We start from the raw sequence: 22514 nt of genomic DNA, 5'->3' as shown, positions 1-22514 counted from the left end.
GATGGCACAACGGATTCGAGTCGGTCACGTCGGAACCGGTCACACCGGGGCCATGGTGCTTGCGCAGCTCCTCCGGTCACCGCATCTGAAACTGACTGGCCACTTGGTTCACAGCCCCGACAAGGTCGGCCGCGACTCCGGCGACATCGTGGGAGTCGGCCCAGTCGGGGTACTGGCTACAGACGACATCGCGGAATTCCTCGCGCTCGACTGCGACTGCGTGACATACCTGCCCGCCGCGGTGGGCCGCCATCCCGACGATGTGACCAATCAGCTCTGCGCCATCCTGGCGGCGGGAAGGAATGTCATCACGGCGGACGTTCGGATGGCGTTTCCGGGTAGCCTCGACGATGCGACGCTGACCAAATTGCGCGCAGCGTGCGACCGAGGCGGTAGCTCATTTCTGGGCACCGGAATAGCGCCCGGCTTCGCCACGGACGTCCTGCCGATCCATCTGGCGAGCCTGACCAACGAGCCGACGAGTATCCGGGTCGAGGAACGGTTGCCGTCCGGAACATTTACGGGGCTATCGTTTTTCGCGCAGTTCGGTTTCGGACGCACGCCTGAGCAAGACGCTCAGATCTACCAACGCGGGGCCATGATCCCTCACATGGCTACGCCACTTGCGCTGGTGGCCGACGCCCTCGGATGGACGTTAGACGAGATCATCGAATTCCGTGACATCGCGGTGGCCGACCGCGACTACACCTTCCCGGCGGGCTCAATCGCCGCCGGCACGATCGCCAGCGTACGAATGCGTTTCGAGGCCGTGATCGCGGGCGAGCCACGAATGCGCTTCTCCTTCATTTGGTCCCTACCCGATGATCCCCCGGACGACTGGGAGCCGCGGATCCCCCGCGGATCCGCCACGGGCCGAGTCACCCGGATCACCATCGAAGGCAATCCGACGATCCACGCCGATCTCGGCATCGATGGCGTCCTACCTGGCGCGGAGGCGACCGCGGCTCGCGTGGTCAACTCGATACCGTCGGTCTGCGCGGCAGCACCTGGCGTTTACAGCGCGCTCGACCTTGTTCCGCGGGCGCTCGGCGCGCAGTGACTGGACTGCGCCTCCGTTCGAAGGAAGCCGCTGGGACCGAGGGCTGCGATGTCCGGCGAGCTGGGCACCGAATGCACGTGGCGAGAGTAATCGACGACGACGGGACTTGAGCTGGCGACAATGCGGTCGGTTCCGCGAAACAGAGCCCGACCGCTAGAGGAACAGGTACAACCCCGACAGCAGCGCCCACAATCCGAGGCAGTAGCCCTCGAATGCGACGCGCAATGGCACTGGGGCATGGCGCAGTTCCATGAAGTCGAGCCCGACGAGTCTGACCTTGACCGCGGCAATACCCAGCACCACGACAACCATCACCGATCCCGTGCCGTGGTCTGCACCAAGGACGTAGGACACCAGCGTCGCGACGATCAGCACCACCCACGACACGGCCGCGCGGCCACGCACGAAACCGACCACCGATGGCCCGGACATCAGGCCACCAGATACAGCAGTGGGAACAGCACGATCCACAGCAGGTCGACCAGGTGCCAGAAGCAGGCACCGCCCTCGACTACCGCAAGCCGCGTGTCGCCGAGTTCGCGCCGTCGGGTCTGGGCGAGGAGGAACGTCAGGACTGCCATTCCCACGCAGACGTGGAACAGATGCACACCGGTGAGGATGAAGTAGTACAGGTAGAAGTGGTTGGCGCCAACGCCATGCCCCTCGGTGACGAGCGAGTGGTATTCGAACACCTTCAACGCGATGAAGATCCCGCCGCACCCCATCGCCGTCAGCACTGACGAGCGTGCGATGTCGCGCGCTCCGGTGCGCAGAGCCCTCAACGCGACCACGACACAGAGCGAACTCGTCAGCAGCACCAGGGTATTGGTGAGCCCGACGCCGAGATGGAGGGTCTTGCGGGATACGTCGAAGAGTTCGGGTGCCTTGGCCCGCTCGACCATGAAGGTGGCGAAGAACGCGCCGAACACCAGCATGTCACCGAACAGGAAGACCCACGTGCCGCTCTCGCCGGGAACTCGGCGTGCCTGCGTCGCACTGACCGCTGGTGCGTCGAGGCTCACGGCGCGGCGGCGGTCAACGGCTGCTCCGCCGCCTGCTCCGCACCGATCGACTGGAGCATCACCACGGTCACGGCGACCATCCAGGCCGAGAAGGCCACCAAGGGGACCCAGAACGCGAAGATGCCGTTCCACGCGAGCGGACCGTCATTGAAGATCATCACCGCGCCGCCAGGCAGTGCCAGCAGCGCGTACCACGCGTTGAGATAGCCGAACCACCGAGGGAAGGTCGCCGGCTCGGTGCGATCGACGAACGATGCCGTGGTGAGCACCAGGGCCTGCACCACCAGGGTCCCGACGATGCCGACGAACATCAACCAGAAGACGTCGTTGAGCGTCTGGGTGATCTGGGGATCGCGCTGTTCGGGACGAAAGGCCGCTGCCGACAACACCATCATCGGGAACAGGAAGCCCGGCACGAAGATGACCCCGGCGAAGATCTGAGTCACCGACAGCACGCCCCATTTGCCCTCGACCCGACGCACCCGCAAACAGATCGTGGCAAGGAACGGCAGCGCGACACAAGCCGCGAGAAGGCTCAACGCAAGGCCCAACCGCACCCTCAGCTTGTTGGCGATGAGGAAGTCGGTGATCTCCTGCGCGCTCGAGGTCGGCGAGAGCGGCGGGATGAGCTTCGCGATCAGCATGAAGAAGACGAAGAATAGGGCGAGCATGGCGATGCCGCCCCACGCGGCGATGCGTTGGAGTTTCAGATCCATGGCCGCAGTCTAGAGTAATCCGCTCAATGTTTAACTGATTCGCCGAAGTGGGGTTCAGCCGGGCGGCGTGAAGAGCGGTTGAAGCTGACCAGGCGTGCTGCCGTGCAGGACCAGTTCATCGGCGCCCGCCTCGCGGTAGCGTTCGAACGCCTCATGGCAGTGCCGTGCCGATCCGACCGCCGCCGCGTCGCGCGTCCATGCCGGGGGCATTACCGAGGCGACCTCGACCAAGTCGTCCCGGGTGAGCACGGAGTCCGCCGCACCCCTGACCCCGGCGAGCAACGGATGAGAACGTAACCTGCTCAACGGTTCCGGATCCCAACCGTTGACGGCCGCCAGCCGCTCTCCGAATCCAGGAATCTGGTAGTACGTCACCGCCCGCGCGCCCACCACCGCGAGCTCCTCCGCCGCGGGCAGCTCGCACGCGACCACGACGGTGACGTACACCTTGACGCAACCCGCCTGCCTTCCCGCCGCCCGTTCGGCGTCCCGGACGAGCTCCACCGATCGGCGCACCGCGTCCTGGGTCAAGAAGGGATGCAGCAATACGCCGTCGAAGTGCGTGCCCGCCAGGGCCAGACCCTTGGGCCCGATCGCCCCAAAGACCACCGGGGGTACCGGTTGATCGGGTATGTCGTTGAGCCGCAAAGACGGATAGCTGCCCGCCGGTCCGTCGTAGTGCACCTTCTCTCCGCGGCACAGTCGCCGGAAGATGTCGACGTGGTCGACGATGGAGGCGTTGGTGGACCGCGGCAAGCCGACGGCCGCCCACATGGCGTCGACCGAGCGCCCCACGCCGAGGACGAACCGCCCACCCGAGAGTGCCTGCGCGGTCATCGCCAGGGACGCCAGGAGCGCGGGATGGCGCGACTGCAAATGCGTTATGCCCGAGGCAATCTGGACGGTCGAAGTGACCTGACTGACCGCCCCGGCGATCACCCCGAGGTCCTTGGTCCCCCACCGCTCGCTGAGCCAGACCGTCTGGAGTCCGAGGCGCTGCGCCGTCCGCGCCTCACCGATCACGGCGCCGGGGTCGGTGACGCGCCCTGGCAACACGTAGGCGCCGAGCGCGATGCGGCCAAATCGATCGGATGTCATTCCGCTATTCTGACAGTAGTGTTCAGTTTTCGAAAGGATGCTGATGGCATATCAATCGGGGCGCGGTGACGTCGGCGATAGGGTGAGCGACGTCATGCGCAGTTGGCTGCCCGACCGACTGGCACCTGCAGGCGCGACCGACTTCGGCGTCTCCGAGTTCACCGCTCCGCAGGCGGGCTACTCCGGCCGGACGGCATTCTTCACTGCCACCTGGACAGATCCCGCCGGCGGTCGTCATGCCGAGGATCTGGTGTTGCGCGCCCAGGTCGACGACCATCAGCTGTTCACCGTGCCCGATGCTCCGCGACAGGCCGAGGTGATGCAGCGACTCGGTGCCCATGGCATCCCGGTGCCGGACGTTCTCGGCATCGAACGCGACGGGTCGGCTCTCGGGTCACCCTTCTATCTGATGCGAAGGGTCCTGGGCCGGACTCCGTCGGACGTACCGAGCTGGCACAAGCGGGGCTGGACCGTCGAACTCTCGCCAGCGGATCGAGAGCTGCTGTGCAACAACGGTTTACGTGCGCTCGTCGATCTCCATCACATCGATGACCCCCTGACCCTTGGCTTCCTCCGCGGCGAGGCGGACTTCACTCGCACGGCGCTGCAGCGTTATCTAGACAAGCTCGCAGGCTGGTACGAGTGGTGCCGTGCCGACCTGGACGTCGGCGCCGACACGCTGGCGGCGGCGTTGGTGGTGATCCTCGATTCGGCTCCCGACACCGACGCCGAGACGGTCGTGTGGGGTGACGCGCGGGTCGGGAACATGAGCTTCGGCGACGATCTGTCGGTCGTCGCGCTGTTCGACTGGGAGACCGCGGGGACGGGGCCGCCCGACATCGACCTCGGCTGGTGGCTGATGTTCGAGCGCTTCCTGTGCGAATCGCTGGGATTCACCCGCCTGCCCGGCGTTCCCGACGACGAGGAGATCGTGCGCCGCTACCTGGAGTTCGGCGGCACTCTCACCGGCAACATCGTGTATTACGAACTGGTGGCTGCCTTCGTGCTGTCACTGATCAACAACCGACTCGCGCGCCTCCTAATTCGTGACGGACTGGATACCGTTACGGCTCAGAGCTATCCGCAGGCGGCGGTCACATTGGTCGAGCGGTACCTCGATCACGTGTAATTCTGCCGAACTAGAACTGCGCCATGCCTTGGTCGACCGACAGCCGCGTGGCCGTGACGAAGCGCGACTCGTCCGAGGCCAACCAACACACAGCGGCCGCGACGTCCTCTGGCTCGCAGGCCCACTGCGGGAGGAACGGTGTGCCCATGTTGTTGAGCGTGGGGTTGGTCTCGATCGCGGCGAACAATGCGGCGATCATGTCCCCGCCGCCCATCGGCGTGTTGACCGGCCCGGGATGCACACTGTTGACCCTGATCTCGTGCTTGCCGAGCTCCGCGGCGAACGCCCGGGCCATGCCCGTCACCGCGTGCTTGCTGGCGGTGTAGTGCACCATGTACGGCTGCACCTTCATCCCGGCGTAGGAGCTGATCAGGATGATCGACCCGCCGCGGCCGCCGTCGATGACGTGCTGAGCGCCTGCCATCACCGTGTTCCAGGTGCCCGTCACGTTGACGTCGATGATGTCGCGGAACGACTCCGGGGTGATCTCGTTCCACGGTGACGGCACGCAGATACCTGCGTTGGCGACGATGACGTCGAGTCGCCCAAAGGTAGCGACTCCCTCGTCAACGGCAGCCCGTAGCGCTTCCAGGTCTCGGATGTCCGAAGCGGAGGCCAAGATTCGTCCGCCCCCGGACTCCACCAACTGCACGGTCTCCGTCAGATCGTCGGGAGTGGCGGATGGGTAGCGCACCGACTCGGGCAACGGGCCTGCCAGGTCGACGGCGATGATGGAGGCACCCTCGTGCGCCATCCGCACCGCGTGGGCACGGCCCTGCCCGCGCGCAGCCCCGGTGATCAGGGCGACCCTCCCTGCGAGCCGACCCGTCATCGGAGTGTCCCGTCGGTCGAGGAGTCGACGACGTCGAGGGCGAGTGGCCCTTCTCGCACGGCCGTACCCAAGAGTCCAAGGTCCACGCCGCATTCGCCGAGTGCCTCCCGGCACGCTGCGATGTCCTTGCGGAGGAACGGGCCTGCCAGCTCTTCGAACCGCTCCATCCCTCCGATTCGCTGCGCGTGGACGGCGGCATTGCTTCCGGCGCTGCACACCTGGAGCGTGGACAACAATGCGTCCGGGGCCACACCAAGCCGAGAACCCAGTTGCGTTGCCGCGCCAAGGAGTTGCGCGTTGGCTGCGAACAAGAGGTTGTTGATCAGTTTGAGCGCCAACGCGCTACCGAGCGCCCCGGTGGGCAGTACCGGATCGGCATAGGAGGCCAAGATCGGCGTCACCGTGGCTACCGCGTCACTGGGTCCACCGACCAACACGGTGAGGGTACCCGCAACGATGCTCTCCACGGTGCCACTGACCGGGGCATCGAGGATGACGGGTGCCTTGGCCGAGCTGTCCCGCAACCCTTCGAGGGTGGACAGTGTCCCGGTCGTATGGGACACGAAGATCGAATCCGGCTTGGCATTGTCGATGAATCCGTCTGGCCCTAGCCCGGTTTCGCGTAGCTGCGCATCGGAGAACAGGCAAGAGATCAGGACGTCGCTGTCGCGCGCGAGACTGGCCACTGAATCGGCCGCCACGGCACCACCCGCCGCGAGCCGAGCACGCACGGCGTCCCGTCTCGTGTGGACCACTACCTGGTGGCCCGCTCCGAGTAACCGCTCGACCATCGGCTCGCCGAGTTGTCCAGCGCCGAGGAAGCCAATCGTCTGCGGGACGCTCACGTCAGCGCCAGGTCAAGTTCAGCGAGTCGACGCCGAACACCTGACCGCCGTGCTCGATGGCCTCGCCGACCAGTTCGTAGTCCGGAATGCGCTTGTGCCACTCCTCGAGGACCACCAGCATCTCCTGCCGGGCCAGGTGCGATCCGAGGCATCGGTGTGGGCCGCCGCCGAAGGACAGGTGTCGGGTGACGCCACGGTCGAGGTCGACCTCCCTGGCGTCCGGGTAGGCGTTCTCGTCCCGGCCGGCGAACGCCAGCGAAAAGGACGCCATGTCCCCCGCCTTGACCGGACACCCGTGGAAGTCCATGTCCTGGGTTGCCTTTCGGGCGGTCTGCACGATCGGATAAACCCGAAGTATCTCCTCGACCGCCTTCGGAATGAGCTCGGGCTCCGCGACGATCCTGGCGCGGTCAGCTGCGTGGGTGGCGAGGTGCACCATCGCGTAGGACAGCTGGTTGGACACGGTGTCGAGCCCGGCCATGAACAACAGCAGCAGGCAGTTGAGCAGATCGCCATCACTGATCGGTTCGCCGTCGATGGTCCAGTCGATGGCCTTGCTGACGATGTCGTCGGCATCCGCGTTGCGATTGTCTCGGCGCTCCTGGATCAGACCGGAGAAGTAGCCCATCACGGCCATCATTCCCTCGAGCCGCGCGGCGTTGGCCTCCTCTCCGACGCCGCTCTGGTGGAGGATTTTGTCCTCCCACGCCATGAACTGGTCCAAATCCTCGACGGGCATGCCCATGATCGCCAAGAACACCTTGGTCGGAAACACGCGTGAGATGCGCTCCACGAAGTCACCGCCGCCCTCGTGGACCAGTTCGTCGACGAGTTCCGCTGCCAGCTTCTGCTGCGCCTCGCGCAGACCCTTGACCCGTCCCGGCGAGAAGTACTCCGCAAGCACCTGCCGCCATTTGGCGTGGTCGGGCGGGTCGATCATGATCGGGATCCACTTGTAGGGCGGTTCCGGATCCGTTGGAACGATGACGCTGCTCGACCAGAGTTCCGGATGCTGGAGGCCGTCCAGGATCACCGAGTTGTCGGTAAAGACCCAGTACTCGACATCGGCCTCGGCATTGCGGAACGCCGGTCGTGCCTGGTCCTGACACTCGTCAAGCGTGCGGAAGTGCGTCAGGGCGGGCGAGTCAGGAGTATTCATCTCGATGCCCATGACGGGACATGTTGCGCCTGACTGACTCTCGCTCATGACGTCCCTTCATAGCGGCCGCAGCCGAGCGCGTCTCGAGGGGACGCGCGTATTCGCATACTACGACAGTCGACTGTCACAATTGATCGAATCGTGACACCTGGTGGTCAGCCGACTGATCGAACTAGGTTAACTATGTTCGACCGCATGCGTCAACCTTCGATGGCGCTGCCGGTGTGGATGCGTGCTTGCCGCAAGCCCTCCTGCGCATCGTCGACGTTCACGTCCCAGTCCCCGCACGAGCACGTGCAACGGAAGTGGCCGTTCTCGGGAAGGATCGCCTGGCCGTCACACGATCCACCGGTGTTGGCAATGCTGGTGAGGAATTCCAGTGGCTTTTCGTGCAGCGCGCTGTCGTCGGACACGTCGCTCACTCCTCGGCGCCATGGGACGCCGAGACGCGGAAGACCGGAAGCAGCCACCCGTCTGCGATGGGCGAGAAGTCCACTCGCAGCGACATTCCGATCGACACGTCGGCCGGTGGGACATCGACGACGTTGGACACCAACCTCGCACCGGGCGCGTCCGGCAGATCCAGCACCGCGGGCACCAGGAGCAGATCGGGCATGCCAGGAAACCCGTGCACCACCGCGAAGCTGTACACCGTTGCCCGGCCGCTGAGTTCGACCCAATTCACCGACTTCGATCGGCAGTTGGGGCAGAACGGCGTTGGCGGCAGCCGAAAGGCGTGACACTCGGCGCACTGCGGCGCCACCAGCCGACGCTCCTTGGCGGCCCGCCAGAACGGTTCGGTGTCCTTATTGACCGCGATCCGGACATGCTCGCCGGGGATGGTGGTCGCCAGGGCAGAGACCGCAACGGTGCTCACGAGGCCCGCCCCAGGATCAGCCCGCTGACCGGCAGGCTTGCCGGGCCGCCGGTGACCAGTGCGAGTTCGGCGTCGGGTACCTGGTTGATCGCGGTGCCGCGCATCTGCTCGACTCCTTCCATGATGTGGGTCATTCCGATGATGTAGGCCTCGGAGAGCTGCCCACCGTGGGTGTTGACCGGAATCGAACCGCCGTCGTACCGGATGGCGCCGCTCTCGACGAACGCGCCGCCCTCGCCCTTTCCGCAGAACCCGTAGTCCTCCAGCTGCATGAGCACCATCGGGGTGAAGTGGTCGTAGAGCAGCGCCACGTCGACATCGGCGGCGCTGATCCCCGCCTGCTCGTAGAGCCGCTTGGCGATGGGCGCATTGCCCGAGGAGGCGAAGTATTCGTCGGGCATCCCCATCCAGGCGAACGCCCGACCCCAGTCCCGAACCCCGCCGTGCGCGGCGGCAACTACGGGCACCGGCGGTTGCTTGAGATCCTTGGCCCGGTCCAGGCGGGGGGTGATCCCCGCGACGGCACCGTCGGTCTCCTGGCAGAAGTCGAAGAGACACAAGGGCTCTGCGATCATCCGGGCGCTGAAGTAGTCCTCCAACGTCAGCGGCTCGGGATGCATCGCCTTGGGCCTATTCGCCGCGTTGGCCCGAGTCGAAAGGGCGATCTCGGCAAAGGCCTCACGACGCGTTCCGTAGAGGTGCATGTGCCGACGGGCCAGCACCGACATCAGTTGGCCTGGCCCTGCGAGTCCGGATGGCTGCAGGAACGAATTCATCGGATCGGGCTCCATCGCCGAGAACACCGAGCCCAGGCGCTGTTTGGACTGCTGCAACGCCATCACCGTCACCACCACCGAGGCGTCTCCTGCCACGATCGCTGCTCGAGCCAGACCGATCGCTCCAGCCGAGCCGCCCCCGCCCGAGGTCAACGCTGCGGTGAACCGGACCTCCGGAATGCCAAGGGTTTCCATGAAGTCGGCGGTGTCCATCTTCTCCGTGTAGCCCGCGCTGGCACCCGAGTAGAAGGCAAAGCCGTCCACGTCCGTGACGGGAACACCGGCATCCTCGCACGCGGCCAGGATGGCGTCACCGGCCAACTCGGTGATCGACTTGGGGAGGGACTCCCCACGCTTGTAGTAGGGCGTCGCGCCGACGCCGACGATCGCGACGTCGCGCAATCCCGCTGTATTACCCACGCGCTCAGAAGTTCTCGGCGGGGATGGGCGGGACGTCCGGGAAGAGTTCGTAGAACGTGCCCTGGGTGATGCGTAACCGCGTCTCGTCACTGACGCCGTCGAACAGTCCCTTCAGCGTGTCCTGGGTGTGACCGAAGGTCCCCTCCATGTGGGGGTAGTCGCTACCGAACATCACGTTCCGGTAGCCCATGTGCTCGTAGGCGGCCACCGCCGTCTCGTCGTGCTGGAACGACGCATAGACCTGACTGAAGAGGATCTCCTTCGGATTGCGAGACAGTTTGGGCCGCACGGCCATGTGATGCTGGCGGTAGCCCTCCAGCAGGCGGTCGCCCAGGAACGGCACCCACGTCGCACCACCCTCGGAGATCAGGACCTTGAGGTTCGGATGACGATCCAGTGCTCCCGATGCCACCATCTTCATCGCTGCGCGCTGGCCTGAGAACGTCGTCTCTGTGTAGTTCATGATCGCACCGCCGGGTCCGCGGTAGACCATGCCCGCTCCGCCCGACGCACCACCGACGGTCATGTCGACCGGGTCGGTGCCGATGTGGAACGCGATCACCATGCCGGCTTCCTCGGCAGCCGCCCAGAACGGCTCCCACTCCTTGCGATGCCAGTCGGGCGCGCTCGGATGTGGCGTGGTTGGCAGGAAGACCGCCTTGAATCCCTGGCCAGCGGACCAGTGCAACTCGTCGATCGCGTCCTGCACCACGAGGGTCGACACCTGCGCAGTCACCACGTACCGCGGCGAGACTGCGCAAATCTCCTCAAGGGCCCATTCGTTGCTCGCACGCATGCAGGCCTTGAGCAGTTCGGGAGTGCGGAACGTCGATCCCCACATGCCCAGCGACGGGAAGATCACCTCGCCCCAGACGCCTTCCTTGTCGAGGTCGCCGAGTCTGGCCTTCGCGTCGCGGATGCCTTGGGGTTTCATGCTCTCCTCGATGAAGGCCTCCATCGCCGAGGACGGCAGCTTGCGCCGGAAGATCTGGCCGTCCACCGAGACGGTCTCGTACTCGCCGTCGGGATCCTTCTCTGCGCGCGGCGTCAGGTCGGCGAGTGCCTTTGGCAACCGGGACTGCCACAGGTCGTCGGGCTCGAGGAAGTGGGAGTCACCCGAGTTCGTCCAGATCGTGCTCATTGGTCCTCCGTGGGTCGGGTCGCTGCATCGAATGATGCCAGCTGTTCGCGGGCAAGTCCAGCATTTCTAATACATGGGCATTATTATTTCCTACGAGAAAGCAACCCCGGGTAAGACTGATGCGGACGGGAGGGACCGATGGCAGAGCTGGACACCGGGGCGAGCGAAGCGACGGGAGAGACTTCCGGGGCGAGCGAAGCGACGGGAGAGACTTCCGAGTCGTCCGCGGGCGCGCGGCGACGCAACGCCTCGGGTGAGTCGACCCGGGTGATGCTGATGGAGGTCGCCGAGCGGTTGTTCGCCACCCGCGGCATCGAGGCGGTGACGTTGCGGGAGATTCAACAGGCGGCCGGACAGTCCAACACTTCGGTGATCCGCTACCACTTCGGCTCCCGCGACGGTCTGATCCGCGCGCTGATCTCCTACCGCCAAGCGTCCCTCGGGACCGACCGCCGGGAGATGCTGGCGACCATGCGCGCGCAGGGCAAGGATGCCGATCCCCGCGCAGTCGTCTGGCTGCTGGTTCGCCCGTTGGCCAACAGCATCGCCGCAGGCGAGATGTTCGCACCGTTCCTGGCCCGGCTCAGCGAGGATCCGAACGCCCGCAGCGAATATTGGCCCGAGCACGTCGACGACGACTGGACCCAGGAGCAGCTCGAGGATCTCGTCGACGCCGCGCTACAGGACCTCCCGGAACGGATCCGACGGGGCAGGACCTTCCAGCTCTACATCAGCCTGGTCAACGTGATGGCCGCCGCCGCCCGCTCCGGTCACGGACTCAGCGAGGCGCAGCTGCACAACTACGTCGACACCTGGGTGGGCATGCTGACCGCTCCGGTGTCCTACGAGACCCGCGCCCTGATGGCCAACGACGACTGACCGTCAACTTCCGCCGACGATCTCCTTGGCCCGCAGGTCGGCGATCCCGGTCTCGTCCAGCCCGATCTCGCGCAGCACCGCATCGGTGTGCTGGCCAATCGTGCAGCCCGCGTCGGCCTTGGTTCGTGATCGCGAGAACCGGCACAGCGGCGCCAGTCGACGGTGCTCCTCGAAGATCGGGCTGTAGGCCGCCACCGCGTAACCGGCCTCGAAGTACGGGTCCGTCTGCAGCACCAACTCCGAATTGACCTCCACCACTTCGACGCAACCGACGTCCTGGGCGGACAGTTCGTGCTCCCACTCCAGCTTCGTCTTCGTCGCGAATACCGGTGTCAGCGCGGCGATCAGCTCGCCGTCATGCTCGGCGCGACACTCGGCATCGGCGAAGCGCTCGTCACCGAGAAGATCGAGATGGGCCGACATCGCCTTGGCCAGGGCGGGCCATTCGTGGGGAAGCGGCGCGGCGAGGAAGACGTAACCGTCGGCAGCGCGGTACATCCGGTAGAGGGCGTTCATCCCAAAGAACTGGTCGTCGCCCGGCTTCGCCGGAGGGCGCGACGCGTAGTTCGTGTTGAAGGGGATCATCGCCTGCTGCACGGTGCCAAGCATCGTGGTGACCACGTTCGACAGGGTCCGTCCGCGGCGCTTCGCGTACAGCGCGACCATCAGTGCCGAGCCGACGCCGTGCGCCGCGATGCCGTCCGACTGCACGGCGGGCACTGCTCCGCCCGCATGGAGTTGGACGGCTCTTCGGTGGACGTCGTCCAGGTCGGCGGGTGGCCCGCCCGAGTCGTGGCTGTCGGTGAGCGCGAGGCCGGACGCCGCGCCGACGGACGGCGCGTAAGCGGCGCGGTGCGCGAACGGGCCGTCGACGCCGTATCCCGAGGTCGTCACGAACGCCAGCTCCGGGTTGACTGCCTTCAGCGACGCCTCGTCGATTCTCGCCCGCTCGGCCGCCTTTCCACGGAAGCACTGCAACACGATGTCGGACCGCTTGGCGAGTTCGTAGACCAGCTCGAGCCCCTCGGGCCTGGTGAAGTCGATGGCGACACTCTCCTTGCCCTGCAACACCTTTGCGCCGCCCGCTTCGGGGAAGGCGACCAGGGTGCGGATGTTGTCGCCTGCCAACGGCTCGACCTTGATCACGCGGGCACCGAGGTCGGTCAGCAGGGTGGCGCCGTAGGGACCGGCGAACATGCTGCCGAACTCGAGCACCGTCACACCCTTGAGCGGCGGGTCGTCGGAGACGGCTTCCCCCTCTGCGGCCACCGCCCGACCCGCAACGGACAACAGTGAATTTCCCTCCCCGAGCCGCGGCGCCGGCCGCAACTGCGTCATCGGCTTGCCGTCGGCATGAATGAGCGTCGACGGCTGCCGCACCGGCCCGAGTTCGGGGTCGACGACCGTCACCGACCGGCCCTCGTGAACGGTCTGAGGGTGGGCGAGGGAGTCTTCGGGGCAACGGAACAACTCGCCGCTCAAGTCGAGGTTCTCCGTCATCGCCTGCTGCCATTCGGCGAGCGTGCGGGCTCCCACCCGCTCGATCATCATGTCCCACCACTCGGTGCGCAGTTCCGCAGTGGGCAGCATGGGAAAGCCCTGCCACTTGGGTTTGGCGAGCTCATCTACCAGGTTCAGTTCGGCGAGCCAGGCCCCGATCAGTCGAGGCGACACCTGGGCGAACTGCAGCCATCGACCATCCTTGGTCGGACACACCAGCAGCGCATAGATCAGGTAGGCCTGCGGCCGGCCCCGGTCGTCGTAGGCGGCGTCCATCGGTTCGAAGGCACCGGGATACCGCTCGAGCACCATCTCGTAGAACCAGTTGTACGGGTCCATCGAGCCCACGCCGGTCACCAGATTGGTCTCGACGACCTGCCCGCGACCGCTCGTCTCCCGCTCGAAGAGGGCCGCCAGGACCCCCTGAACAGCGGCGTGCGCCGCGCCCCACGACGCGTAGGCGAAGGTGATGTACGCCGGGCCCTGGCGCAGCGCGAGTCCGCGCTTCTCGTGCATGACGCCGGTCTTGGCCATGACAAGGGCCTCCCAGCCCTTGTAGTCGCGGAACGGCCCCGTCGAGCCCCAACCGGTAATGGTCGCCACCACCAGTCGCGGGTACGCCGCCGACAACGCGTCATGGGTGAGGCCGATCCGCTCGGCGGTGGTGGGCCGCATGGTGTTGACCATGACGTCGGCCCGCCGCAACAGCACCCGCAGCCGATCGAGGTCGGCGTCGTCGTGGAAGTCGAGCGTCACGCTTCGTTTGCCCCTCAGCAGTGCGGGCCAGCTCGCGAGCTCGCGGAGCGGACTTCCTTCGGGGGGCTCCACCATGATCACCTCGGCGCCGCAGTCGGCGAGGAACTGCGTCGCCTGAGCTCCGGGCAGGGTGGTCGACAGGTCGACGACCACTAGCCCGGCGAGTGGACCGTCCGACGTCGATCCGGCTTCCGGCATGTTCGCTCCTACTTCGGTGCTGACAAATCTCGTCGGGACACGTTGTGACGCACGCCACGCCAGCATCGCAGCGACGAAGATTAATGTCAATGCATTAGTCTTTGACGATGACGAAGGACGAGGGTGGATTCCCGTCGATGCGCAGTTGGCAGGAGCCGTCGGTTCGCAATCCCGGCGGCGGCGCTGAATACGGCGACATGATCACCGCGCTGCGGGACTTCCTCGACGACGTGGCCGCCGCAGCCCCCGACCCGGTGACGACCCTGGCCCTGACAGCGGACCTGAAGGCTTGGGCCGACCGACTGACCGGGGCCGCTGTCGATGAACGCAGGCAGATCTTCGCCCGCCGGCTGGACCTGCCCGGCCGCGGGCAGACCATGTCCCCCAACTTCATTCCGGTCACAGGCGACCACCACATCGTGAACGGCAAGGTCACGTTCGGCCGTTACTTCCTCGGCGGTGGCGGCGCGGTGCACGGCGGGGCCATCCCGCTCTTATTCGACGAGGTGCTCGGCCGGCTGGCCAACTCCGGGGATCGAGCGCCGTCGCGAACCGCCTATCTACACACCGACTTCCGGTCCATCACGCCCGTGGGTCGGGAATTGACGGTGCGGGGGTGGTTCGTCAGCGAGCAGGGACGCAAACGCATTCTGCGGGCGACGCTCAGCCACGGCGACACGCTGTGTGCCGAAGCCGAAGGGCTGTTCATCGCACTGCGTCCGGACCAACCCTGAGTCAACGCACCGCGAATCCGGCGTCCAGCGGCCAGGCCACCCCGGTGATGAACTTCGCCTCGTCCGACACCAGCCACGCCACCGCCCCGGCGATGTCCTCGGGCATCAGGACCTGAATGGGCAGCGCGTTCTGCATTGCCGCGATGGCAACGTCACCCGATGCCATCAGCTTGCCCATGGTCTCGTTCATCACCATGCCAGTCGCCACCCCGGTCGGGTGAATGGTGTTGACCCGAATCCAGTGCTGCGCGAACTCATTCGCCCAGACCTGCATCAAGCCGACCAGCCCACGCTTGGCCGCGGTGTACGCCTGACCCCCGGCGCGGTCGGTACCAGTGCCCTTGAGGCCTGCGCTGGAACTGGTGAGCACGATCGATCCGCCTCGACCGCCGTCGATGAGCGCAGGGGCGGCGGCCTCGACGGTGTTCCACACGCCGACGAGGTTCACGTCGACGATGTCGCGGAAGATCTGCTGCCGGTCCCCCTCGCCCCCGAGTCGGATGATGCCCGCGTTGGCGATGACGATGTCAAGACGGCCGAACTCGCGAACGCCCTCGTCGACGGCTGCCCGCAATGCATCGGCATCACGGACGTCGGCCTGGTGGGCGATGATGCGCCTGCCCTCGTTCTCGACGGCCTTGATGGTCTCGTCGAAGTCGTCGGGCGTGGCGTTGGGGTAGTCCATCGAATCGATGTCGCGGCAGATGTCGACCGCCACGATGTCGGCGCCCTCCGAGGCCAGTCGGATCGCGTGGGCACGACCCTGCCCCCGTGCCGCACCGGTGATGAACGCTACCCGTCCGTCGTGTCTTCCCATGGTTGTAATTCCTCTCATCCTGTTGGTTGTCGACGCTGAATGTCTTTGTCGTGCAGTGTGATCAGTTCGCTCACGGCGACTCGGTCCGGTTTGAGCATCGCCGTCAGCGGAAGCTCGTCGACGATGAGCAGTTCGTCGGGCGCCTTGTAGTCGGCCAGCTCACCCGCGACGTGAGTGCGCAACTCGGCCAGCGTCGGGGGCGTGCAGCCGTCCGTCGGCACCACGCAGGCGACGCCGATCTCCCCGATCACCACTGCGGACCGGCCGACCACTGCGGCCTGCTTCACACCCGGGTGTCCGACGAGCACCCTTTCCACCTCACCGGGATGCACGTTGTAACCGCCGCGGATGTACATGTCGCCGCTACGCCCGACGAGGGTGAGGTTGCCGTCGCCACCGAGCACGCCGATGTCACCGGTCCGCAGCCAGCCGTCCTGAAGCACCTCGGCAGTGAGTTCCGGGTTTCGCCAGTAGCCACGCATCACACACGGTCCTCGCACCTCGACGCCGCCGTCAGGGCGGACGCGCACGTCCATCCCCGCGGCGGGTCGCCCGACGGTTCGGAACTGGACGTCGACCGGGTCGGCTGGTTCGGTGCCGCAGATGGTCGGACACTCGGTCATCGCGTACCGCACCACCAGCGGCACACCGATCCGGATCGCAACCTGGCGCACCAGTTCGGGCGGTGCCGGTGCGGTCGCCGCGATACCGATCCGCAAGTGTGGCAACGCCTGTGGGCTCACTCCATCGACGTCGAGCAATTTGGCCCACTGGGTCGGCACGGCGCCCGCGACGGTGACCCGCTCGCTGCACAGGACGTCGAACATCCCCTGGGCCGACCACGGTGCGGGTGGCACGACCAGAGCGCTCCCCCACACCAGCTGATCCCACAGCTTGAACATGTAGCCGGCGTGGGCAAACGGCGTCGACGTGAGTCGCCGGTCGTACGGTGCGCTCATGACGCCCGCCGCCGCGGCGCCGGCCGCCAGCCGATCCGCATCGAACACCGCGCCCTTCGGCGTTCCGGTCGTTCCGCTGGTGAAGATCAGCGCGACCGGATCTCGCCGCGTCAGGTTCGCCCATGGCAGCTTCGAGCCGGCGGTGTCGGTGGTCAGCGAGGCGCGTGGCATGCGGCGCGCAGCGCTTGGTGGGAGCTGACCGAGCCGCTCGTCGGTGATGATCAGTGCCGGATCGGCCTGCTCGAGAATGGATTCGATCTCACGACGGCCCAGACGCGGGTTGAGGCCCGTGGTGATGGCGCCGATCATCGCGGCCGCGGCGTAGCACGTGGCGTAGTCGATGCCCGATGGCAGCCAGAGCATCACCACGTCGCCCTTGCCCACCCCGAGATCGGCGAACTGCGCCGCGACGCAGCGGGCTCGGCCGATCCAGTCCGCGAACGTGATCCGCGCACCCGGCTCGACCTGCCCACATTCTACGTAGGCCTCCCTGTCGCCATGAACTGCCGCGGCGGCCTCCAACATCGAACGGGTGTCGTCGACGTTGGAATCCAGCGGTGCCCCAGTCACTTACGGCGCCTCGGCGCCGAGGATGACCGTGCCACTGGAGCAGAACCAGCCGCCGGTGCCACTGACGCAGGCGATCTTGGCGTCGGGTACCTGCCGCGGCCCGCAGTCACCGCGCAACTGACGGGCCGCCTCGACGAGGAGGAACAGTCCGCGTTGGCCGGGGTGACAGGCCGAAAGGCCGCCGCCGTCGGTATTGGTAGGGAGGTCGCCGCCGAGTCGCAAGGCCCCGCTCTCGACGAACGCGCCGCCATCGCCCTTCGGGCAGAAGCCGAGATCCTCCATGGTGAGCAGCAGCATGTAGGTGAACGCGTCGTAGATCTCGGCGACGTCCACGTCGGCGGGGGTGAGACCCGCGCGCGCGAAGGCCAGCGGTCCGCTGACAGAGGCGGGGCCTACGGTCAGGTCATCCCACTGCGACGTGAGCATGTGCGACGTGGTCTCGCCGGTGCCGAGGACCCAGACCGGCTTGCTGCGCAGATCCTTGGCGCGCTCCGCACTGACGAGTACCGCCGCCGCACCACCGTCACTGCGAATGCAGCAGTGCAGCTTGGTGAACGGGTCGGCGATCATCGGCCCGTCGAGCACGTCGTCGATGGTGATCGGGTCGCGGTAGTAGGCTTGCGCGTTGTCGGCCGCGTTGAATCGCGCCGACACGGCGATCTCGGCCAGCTGCTCGATGGTGGTGCCGTAGGCGTGCATGTGGCGCCGCGCGGCCATCGCGTACTTGGAGACCAGCGTGTGGCCGTAGGGCGCCTCCCACTGCAGCGGCCCGCGGGCGCCCCAGTGGATGTTCGCCCCTCGCAGCCCCTTTCGGAGATCCGAGCGGGCGGTCGAGCCGTAGGTCAGCAGCACCACGTCGGCGTGGCCTGCGGTGATCGCGTCCGCCGCATGCGCGGCCATCACCTCCCACGACGCGCCGCCGACTGCCGTCGAGTCGATCCAGCGCGGTCGCAGTCCGAGGTACTCGCCGACGTCGACCGGGGGCAGCGTGCCCTGCCCTGTGGAGGCCAGTCCGTCGACGTCACCCGGCGTCAACCCGGCGTCCGCGAGGGCACGGCGGCTGGCCTGGGCGATCAGCTCGTACGGACCCTTGTCGTCGACACGGCCGACGTCCGACAGGGCGACGCCCGCGATGGCGACCGCGCCGCTCACTGGGCGCGATCCTGGGCCAACAGTTCGGCCAGCACCTCGGTCGGTTCAGCGAAGAGATGTCGAAACACGTGGGCGCGCTTCAGATACAGATGCATGTCGTTCTCGAAGGTGTAGCCCATCCCGCCGAAGATCTGGATGCCCGCGGCAGCGTTGTCGACGGCCGCCGACCCGGCCACCGTCACGGCCGAGAGCACCTGCAACAGCGCGTCGGTACGTCCGCCGGCCAGCGCGATCGCGGCGAACAACGTCTGGGCCTGCGCGGCTTCGGCGGCGATCTCCATGTCGACGCAGGCATGCTTGATGGCCTGGTGCACGCCGATCGGCTTGCCGAACTGCTCACGGGTCTTGGCGTGCTCGGTCGCCGACCCTGCGGCTGCCGAGGCCAGGCCGGTCATGTAGGCCGCCGACAGCACCACGCCGCGCGCCCAGATCGGTTGGTCCTCGACCGGTAGCCAGTGCAATGGCTCGGCGGATTCGACGGCTGCAGAGGCCATCCGGGTACCGGGATCTGCTGCGTCCACGGATGTCAGTAGACCGAAGTACTCGATGTCGACGAGTGCGGCACCACTGCGGCCCACGACCAGCACGTGCGAGGCCCCCGCAGGATCGAACAGGTCGAAGGTGCCCTTCACGGGACGGACGTCGCCGTCGCCGCGCAGCACCGCGAGCGCCACCGGGGCCTGCCCGGTGCCGATCCGCTCGGCCAACTCGAGGTCGCCGCAGCCGGCGGCGACCCTGGCTGCCAGCGTGCACGCCAGGAAGGGGCCCGGTGCGAGCCGTCTGCCGAGTTCGACGAACAGCAGTACCTCGTCGTCGATCGGACGACCCGATCCTCCGGAGGCCTCGTCGAGGCCCAGGGTGAGCAGGCCCATCTCGGCGACTTCGCGCCAGAGTTTCGGCGACACCAGGGTTTCCGCGCCACGGCCGGTGCGGATGTGTTCCACCGGCATGCGCTCCGCGAGGAATTCCCCTGCCGCGGAGAGGAGTTCGAGCTGTTCAGTTCCTGGCAGCAGGTCCACGACCATCTCCTGACTTTCGCTTCATCGCGGCAACCCCAGCACGCGTTCGCCGACGATGTTGCGTTGGATCTCCGACGTGCCGCCCCCGATGGCCTGGGAGAAGCTGTAGTAGTAGTAACCCACCCAACCGTCGACGTCCCAGCGCGACGAGTGCCGGATGGATGCCGGGCCGATGACGTCCATCGCCAACTTCCCGATCTCCTTGGCCAGGTCCGCGTAGAGCAGCTTGACGATCGACCCACGGGGACCGGGGGTTTCGGTCTTCATGGCCTCGCAGATGTTGGTGTAGGTAAGCGCCCGCAGCGACGCCACCGAGGCCCGCGCCTTGGCGAGTCGCCGGGCGATCTCATCGTCGGCGATGGCAGGCCGACGCCCGTCCGGGCCGACGTGGTCGCGGGCGTAGGAGATCAGGTCCTCGATGATCTTGGCCAACCTCACCTGGTTGGCGGTGAACGCGGTGCCGCGCTCGAAGGACAGGGTGGCCATCGCGACCGACCAGCCCTCGCCGACGTCGCCGACCACGTTGGTCAGGGGGATGCGGACGTCGTCGTAGAACACCTCGCAGAACTCCGAGCCGCCCTCGATGGTCTCGATCGGGCGGATGTCGATGCCCGGGGTGTTCATGTCGCAGATCACCCAGGTGATGCCCTTGTGCTTGCTACCGCTGTTGTCGGTCCGCACCAGCAGTTCCTGGTAATCGGCGACGGTGGCGAAGCTGGTCCAGAGCTTCTGGCCCGAGACCACCAGATGCTCCCCGTCGATCACGGCCTTGGTGCGCAACGCCGCGAGGTCGGATCCAGCACCGGGTTCGGAGAAGCCCTGACACCAGATCACCTCTCCGCGAAGGATCTTCGGCAGGTGAAAGGTCTTCTGCTCGTCGGTCGCACGGGTCATCAGGGTCGGTCCGGCGTGCGAGTTGCCCACGAAGCAGGCGTCGATGCCAGGGAATCCCCTTGCCGCGTACTCCTCGTACCAGATCAGCTGCTGGAGCAGGGTCAAACCCTTGCCGCCGTACTTGGTCGGCCAGGCGATGCCTGCCCAGCCGCCGTCGGACTGTGTGCGCTGCCAGGCGAGGTCGTACTCGCGGATCCCTGCGTCATCGCGCGGGCGCGGTTCGGTCGGCTTGTTCTCGTCGAGCCAGGTGCGGACCTGATCACGGAACTCGAGCTGATCGGGGGTGAAGTCCAGGTCCATGATGCCCAACTATAGGTGACAGTAACGTCAGAAACAACGGTTAGACCTCCGGCTGGCGGTACTTCGCCGCCAGTGCTTCGGCGCCTCGCGCGAGCAAGGCGACGTCGGCGCCGACCAGAACGAAGCTGGCCCCGGCCCGTAGATAGCGGTGTGCGATCGCCTCGTTGAACGCGTTGACCCCAGCACTCTTGCCGTGCTCCACGATGGTTGACAACGCATTCTCGATGGTGCTGACCACCTCTGGGTGTTCCGGTTGACCGAGCTTTCCCATCGAGGCGGCCAGATCGGCCGGCCCGATGAACACCGCGTCGACGCCGTCGACGTCCGCGATGTCACTCAGGTGCTCGAGTCCGGCCAGCGACTCGACCTGAACGGTCAGCGACACCGAGGCGTCCGCGGTGACGAGGTAGTCAGAAATACGGTTCCATCGCGAGGCCCGGGCCAGTGCGCTGCCGACGCCACGGATGCCGTTGGGCGGATAGCGAATCATCGACGCGGCTGCTGAAGCCTCCGAGGGGCCATCGATCATCGGGACGATGATGTTCTGCGCACCGATGTCCAGTAGTTGTTTGATCAACACCGGGTCGGAAACGGGCGGACGCACCACCACGTCGACTTCCGGGTAGCCGGCGAGAACCTGCAGCTGCTCGAGGGTGGTGCGCAGATCATTCGGCGCATGTTCCTGATCCAGCAGCACCCAGTCGATCCCGGAACCCGCGCAGACTTCGGTGACGTAGCTGCTACCCGTAGCCAGCCACATTCCGAACCGTGGCGGACCGGAGCCAATGCGCTGCGTCCAACGGTTCGTCACGACGCTGGTCCCGGTTCCATGTCGCCGGCCGAGCGGCTCCGGTCGAAAGCGACCGACACCGTGCCGAGTGGTCCATAGTCGGCGACGAAGACGTCCCCCGGCTCGGCGAACACCGGCTTCGTGAACGAGCCCGACAGGATCACCTCACCGGGCTGTAACGAGACGTCATGCGGGGCAAGCCGGTTCGCCAACCATGCGACACCGTTGCCGGGATGGTTGAGCACGGCGGCGGCCACGCCAGATTCCTCGATGACGCCGTTGCGCAGTAGCAGCGCCGCCACCCAGCGCAGGTCGACGTCCAGCGGCCGCACCACCCGCCCGCCCAGCACGAGGCCTGCGTTGGCGGCGTTGTCGGAGATGGTGTCGACGATCGTGCGCAGGTGACCGGTCTCGGGGTCCGACATCTGCACGCGCGCGTCGAGGATCTCGAGCGCGGGGGTGACGAACTCGGTCGCCCGCAGGACGTCGAACAGCGTGACGTCCGGACCGGCCAGCGCCTCGCCGAGGACGAACGCCAGCTCGACCTCGACGCGAGGACGGATGAAGCGACCCAGCGCCACCCTGCCGCCGTCGGAGACGAACATGTCGTCGAACAGCGCGCCGTAATCCGGTTCGTCGATCGACACCGTCCGCTGCATCACCTTCGACGTGAGACCGATCTTGCGGCCCTTGATCTTTCGCCCGTCAGCCACCTTCAGCGCGACGAGCGCCCGCTGAACGGCATAGGCGTCCTCGATGGTCATGTCGGGGAAGTCCAGCGACAGCTGCCGGATCGGCGTGCGGTCCTTCTCGGCTTCGTAAAGACGGCGCGCGATGTCCGCGAGTTCGGCGTCGGTGGGTCTGGTCATCA

At 66.5% G+C, this 22514-nt stretch carries 23 protein-coding genes; 4 read left to right on the top strand and 19 right to left on the bottom strand.

The annotated features are described in order from the left end of the window. Nucleotide 1: 1 nt before the first annotated feature. On the top strand, nt 2-1060 hold the full coding sequence (locus QOD90_RS03865; RefSeq protein WP_526346843.1) for an NAD(P)H-dependent amine dehydrogenase family protein: 1059 nt from the start codon (nt 2-4) through the stop codon (nt 1058-1060). A gap of 153 nt (nt 1061-1213) precedes the next feature. Here the strand turns inward: QOD90_RS03865 and QOD90_RS03860 are convergent, their stop codons facing one another. From QOD90_RS03860 to QOD90_RS03845, 4 genes are all read right to left on the bottom strand, one after another. Then, a complete protein-coding gene (locus QOD90_RS03860) occupies nt 1214-1492 on the bottom strand; it encodes a cytochrome C oxidase subunit IV family protein (RefSeq protein ID WP_526346842.1) in 279 nt (92 codons plus the stop codon). Continuing rightward, complete coding sequence (locus QOD90_RS03855) at nt 1492-1995, bottom strand: cytochrome c oxidase subunit 3 (RefSeq protein ID WP_526346869.1); 504 nt, start codon at nt 1993-1995, stop codon at nt 1492-1494. Before QOD90_RS03855 ends, QOD90_RS03860 begins: the two co-directional genes overlap by 1 nt. Before the next feature lie 83 nt (nt 1996-2078). Next, nucleotides 2079-2798 carry a hypothetical protein gene (locus tag QOD90_RS03850; protein WP_526346841.1) on the bottom strand — a complete coding sequence of 240 codons (720 nt, stop codon included), beginning with the start codon at nt 2796-2798 and terminating at the stop codon, nt 2079-2081. A gap of 54 nt (nt 2799-2852) precedes the next feature. Further along, complete coding sequence (locus QOD90_RS03845; protein WP_526346840.1) at nt 2853-3896, bottom strand: TIGR03857 family LLM class F420-dependent oxidoreductase; 1044 nt, start codon at nt 3894-3896, stop codon at nt 2853-2855. A gap of 43 nt (nt 3897-3939) precedes the next feature. Between QOD90_RS03845 and QOD90_RS03840 the strand changes: the two genes are divergently transcribed. Continuing rightward, entirely contained in the window at nt 3940-5025 is a 1086-nt protein-coding gene (locus QOD90_RS03840) for a phosphotransferase family protein (protein ID WP_526346838.1), read from the top strand. Nucleotides 5026-5035: 10 nt separating this feature from the next. Here the strand turns inward: QOD90_RS03840 and QOD90_RS03835 are convergent, their stop codons facing one another. The 7 genes from QOD90_RS03835 to QOD90_RS03805 all read right to left on the bottom strand — a co-directional run bounded on the left by QOD90_RS03835 (nt 5036) and on the right by QOD90_RS03805 (nt 11075). Continuing rightward, on the bottom strand, nt 5036-5857 hold the full coding sequence (locus QOD90_RS03835) for a mycofactocin-coupled SDR family oxidoreductase (RefSeq protein WP_526346836.1): 822 nt from the start codon (nt 5855-5857) through the stop codon (nt 5036-5038). Beyond that, nucleotides 5854-6702: an NAD(P)-dependent oxidoreductase gene (locus QOD90_RS03830; protein ID WP_526346834.1), complete on the bottom strand. Its 849-nt coding sequence runs from the start codon at nt 6700-6702 to the stop codon at nt 5854-5856. The genes QOD90_RS03835 and QOD90_RS03830 overlap by 4 nt, the downstream gene beginning before the upstream one ends. A 1-nt stretch (nt 6703) precedes the next feature. After that, a complete protein-coding gene (locus QOD90_RS03825; RefSeq protein WP_526346832.1) occupies nt 6704-7909 on the bottom strand; it encodes a cytochrome P450 in 1206 nt (401 codons plus the stop codon). Between the two features lie 152 nt (nt 7910-8061). Next, nucleotides 8062-8274, bottom strand: coding sequence for a hypothetical protein (locus QOD90_RS03820; RefSeq protein WP_526346830.1), 213 nt, complete (start codon nt 8272-8274; stop codon nt 8062-8064). A 5-nt stretch (nt 8275-8279) separates the two neighbouring features. Next, nucleotides 8280-8738, bottom strand: coding sequence for a Zn-ribbon domain-containing OB-fold protein (locus tag QOD90_RS03815; RefSeq protein ID WP_526346828.1), 459 nt, complete (start codon nt 8736-8738; stop codon nt 8280-8282). After that, the gene (locus QOD90_RS03810; protein WP_526346826.1) at nt 8735-9934 is read right to left on the bottom strand and encodes a thiolase family protein; all 1200 of its coding nucleotides are present in this window, start codon (nt 9932-9934) and stop codon (nt 8735-8737) included. The genes QOD90_RS03815 and QOD90_RS03810 overlap by 4 nt, the downstream gene beginning before the upstream one ends. Nucleotides 9935-9938: 4 nt before the next feature. Beyond that, complete coding sequence (locus tag QOD90_RS03805; RefSeq protein WP_526346824.1) at nt 9939-11075, bottom strand: amidohydrolase family protein; 1137 nt, start codon at nt 11073-11075, stop codon at nt 9939-9941. A 270-nt stretch (nt 11076-11345) separates the two neighbouring features. Here QOD90_RS03805 and QOD90_RS03800 point away from each other — a divergent pair, with 270 nt between their 5' ends. Then, on the top strand, nt 11346-11954 hold the full coding sequence (locus QOD90_RS03800; protein ID WP_526346867.1) for a TetR/AcrR family transcriptional regulator: 609 nt from the start codon (nt 11346-11348) through the stop codon (nt 11952-11954). Between the two features lie 3 nt (nt 11955-11957). Here the strand turns inward: QOD90_RS03800 and QOD90_RS03795 are convergent, their stop codons facing one another. Further along, nucleotides 11958-14408 carry a CaiB/BaiF CoA-transferase family protein gene (locus QOD90_RS03795; RefSeq protein ID WP_526346822.1) on the bottom strand — a complete coding sequence of 817 codons (2451 nt, stop codon included), beginning with the start codon at nt 14406-14408 and terminating at the stop codon, nt 11958-11960. Between the two features lie 197 nt (nt 14409-14605). Between QOD90_RS03795 and QOD90_RS03790 the strand changes: the two genes are divergently transcribed. Next, nucleotides 14606-15142, top strand: a complete 537-nt coding sequence (locus tag QOD90_RS03790; protein WP_526346865.1) for a hotdog domain-containing protein — start codon at nt 14606-14608, stop codon at nt 15140-15142. Between the two features lies 1 nt (nt 15143). Here the strand turns inward: QOD90_RS03790 and QOD90_RS03785 are convergent, their stop codons facing one another. Genes QOD90_RS03785 through hpaH form a run of 7 tightly spaced genes read right to left on the bottom strand, consistent with a single transcriptional unit; the run spans nt 15144 to nt 22512 of the window. Continuing rightward, nucleotides 15144-15959 carry a mycofactocin-coupled SDR family oxidoreductase gene (locus QOD90_RS03785; protein ID WP_526346820.1) on the bottom strand — a complete coding sequence of 272 codons (816 nt, stop codon included), beginning with the start codon at nt 15957-15959 and terminating at the stop codon, nt 15144-15146. 14 nt (nt 15960-15973) lie between these two features. After that, a complete protein-coding gene (locus QOD90_RS03780) occupies nt 15974-17443 on the bottom strand; it encodes a class I adenylate-forming enzyme family protein (RefSeq protein ID WP_526346863.1) in 1470 nt (489 codons plus the stop codon). 45 nt (nt 17444-17488) lie between these two features. Continuing rightward, entirely contained in the window at nt 17489-18640 is a 1152-nt protein-coding gene (locus QOD90_RS03775; RefSeq protein ID WP_526346818.1) for a thiolase family protein, read from the bottom strand. After that, on the bottom strand, nt 18637-19659 hold the full coding sequence (locus tag QOD90_RS03770; protein WP_526346861.1) for an acyl-CoA dehydrogenase family protein: 1023 nt from the start codon (nt 19657-19659) through the stop codon (nt 18637-18639). Before QOD90_RS03770 ends, QOD90_RS03775 begins: the two co-directional genes overlap by 4 nt. Nucleotides 19660-19680: 21 nt before the next feature. Beyond that, nucleotides 19681-20853 (bottom strand): acyl-CoA dehydrogenase family protein, encoded by a 1173-nt coding sequence (locus tag QOD90_RS03765; protein ID WP_526346816.1) that lies wholly within the window; start codon nt 20851-20853, stop codon nt 19681-19683. Nucleotides 20854-20893: 40 nt separating this feature from the next. After that, nucleotides 20894-21664, bottom strand: coding sequence for an aldolase/citrate lyase family protein (locus tag QOD90_RS03760; RefSeq protein ID WP_526346814.1), 771 nt, complete (start codon nt 21662-21664; stop codon nt 20894-20896). Further along, complete coding sequence (gene hpaH, locus QOD90_RS03755; protein ID WP_526346812.1) at nt 21661-22512, bottom strand: 2-oxo-hept-4-ene-1,7-dioate hydratase; 852 nt, start codon at nt 22510-22512, stop codon at nt 21661-21663. The genes QOD90_RS03760 and hpaH overlap by 4 nt, the downstream gene beginning before the upstream one ends. Nucleotides 22513-22514: the final 2 nt, after the last annotated feature.

It is taken from the genome of Mycobacterium sp. (assembly GCF_032161845.1).
GTDB lineage: Bacteria > Actinomycetota > Actinomycetes > Mycobacteriales > Mycobacteriaceae > Mycobacterium.
Note: the sequence above shows the minus strand (reverse complement) of the source record. Positions and strands in the feature narration are given on the sequence as shown.

What these genes read in the sequence shown, in the direction of transcription:
- QOD90_RS03835 (WP_526346836.1), bottom strand. Translation starts at nt 5,857, where the DNA reads ATGACGGGTCGGCTCGCAGGGAGGGTCGCCCTGATCACCGGGGCTGCG.
- QOD90_RS03840 (WP_526346838.1), top strand. Translation starts at nt 3,940, where the DNA reads ATGGCATATCAATCGGGGCGCGGTGACGTCGGCGATAGGGTGAGCGAC.
- QOD90_RS03780 (WP_526346863.1), bottom strand. Translation starts at nt 17,443, where the DNA reads ATGTTGGAGGCCGCCGCGGCAGTTCATGGCGACAGGGAGGCCTACGTA.
- QOD90_RS03795 (WP_526346822.1), bottom strand. Translation starts at nt 14,408, where the DNA reads ATGCCGGAAGCCGGATCGACGTCGGACGGTCCACTCGCCGGGCTAGTG.
- hpaH (WP_526346812.1), bottom strand. Translation starts at nt 22,512, where the DNA reads ATGACCAGACCCACCGACGCCGAACTCGCGGACATCGCGCGCCGTCTT.
- QOD90_RS03855 (WP_526346869.1), bottom strand. Translation starts at nt 1,995, where the DNA reads ATGCTGGTGTTCGGCGCGTTCTTCGCCACCTTCATGGTCGAGCGGGCC.
- QOD90_RS03825 (WP_526346832.1), bottom strand. Translation starts at nt 7,909, where the DNA reads ATGAGCGAGAGTCAGTCAGGCGCAACATGTCCCGTCATGGGCATCGAG.
- QOD90_RS03765 (WP_526346816.1), bottom strand. Translation starts at nt 20,853, where the DNA reads ATGGACCTGGACTTCACCCCCGATCAGCTCGAGTTCCGTGATCAGGTC.
- QOD90_RS03790 (WP_526346865.1), top strand. Translation starts at nt 14,606, where the DNA reads ATGATCACCGCGCTGCGGGACTTCCTCGACGACGTGGCCGCCGCAGCC.
- QOD90_RS03785 (WP_526346820.1), bottom strand. Translation starts at nt 15,959, where the DNA reads ATGGGAAGACACGACGGACGGGTAGCGTTCATCACCGGTGCGGCACGG.
- QOD90_RS03800 (WP_526346867.1), top strand. Translation starts at nt 11,346, where the DNA reads ATGCTGATGGAGGTCGCCGAGCGGTTGTTCGCCACCCGCGGCATCGAG.
- QOD90_RS03805 (WP_526346824.1), bottom strand. Translation starts at nt 11,075, where the DNA reads ATGAGCACGATCTGGACGAACTCGGGTGACTCCCACTTCCTCGAGCCC.
- QOD90_RS03850 (WP_526346841.1), bottom strand. Translation starts at nt 2,798, where the DNA reads ATGGATCTGAAACTCCAACGCATCGCCGCGTGGGGCGGCATCGCCATG.
- QOD90_RS03845 (WP_526346840.1), bottom strand. Translation starts at nt 3,896, where the DNA reads ATGACATCCGATCGATTTGGCCGCATCGCGCTCGGCGCCTACGTGTTG.
- QOD90_RS03865 (WP_526346843.1), top strand. Translation starts at nt 2, where the DNA reads ATGGCACAACGGATTCGAGTCGGTCACGTCGGAACCGGTCACACCGGG.
- QOD90_RS03860 (WP_526346842.1), bottom strand. Translation starts at nt 1,492, where the DNA reads ATGTCCGGGCCATCGGTGGTCGGTTTCGTGCGTGGCCGCGCGGCCGTG.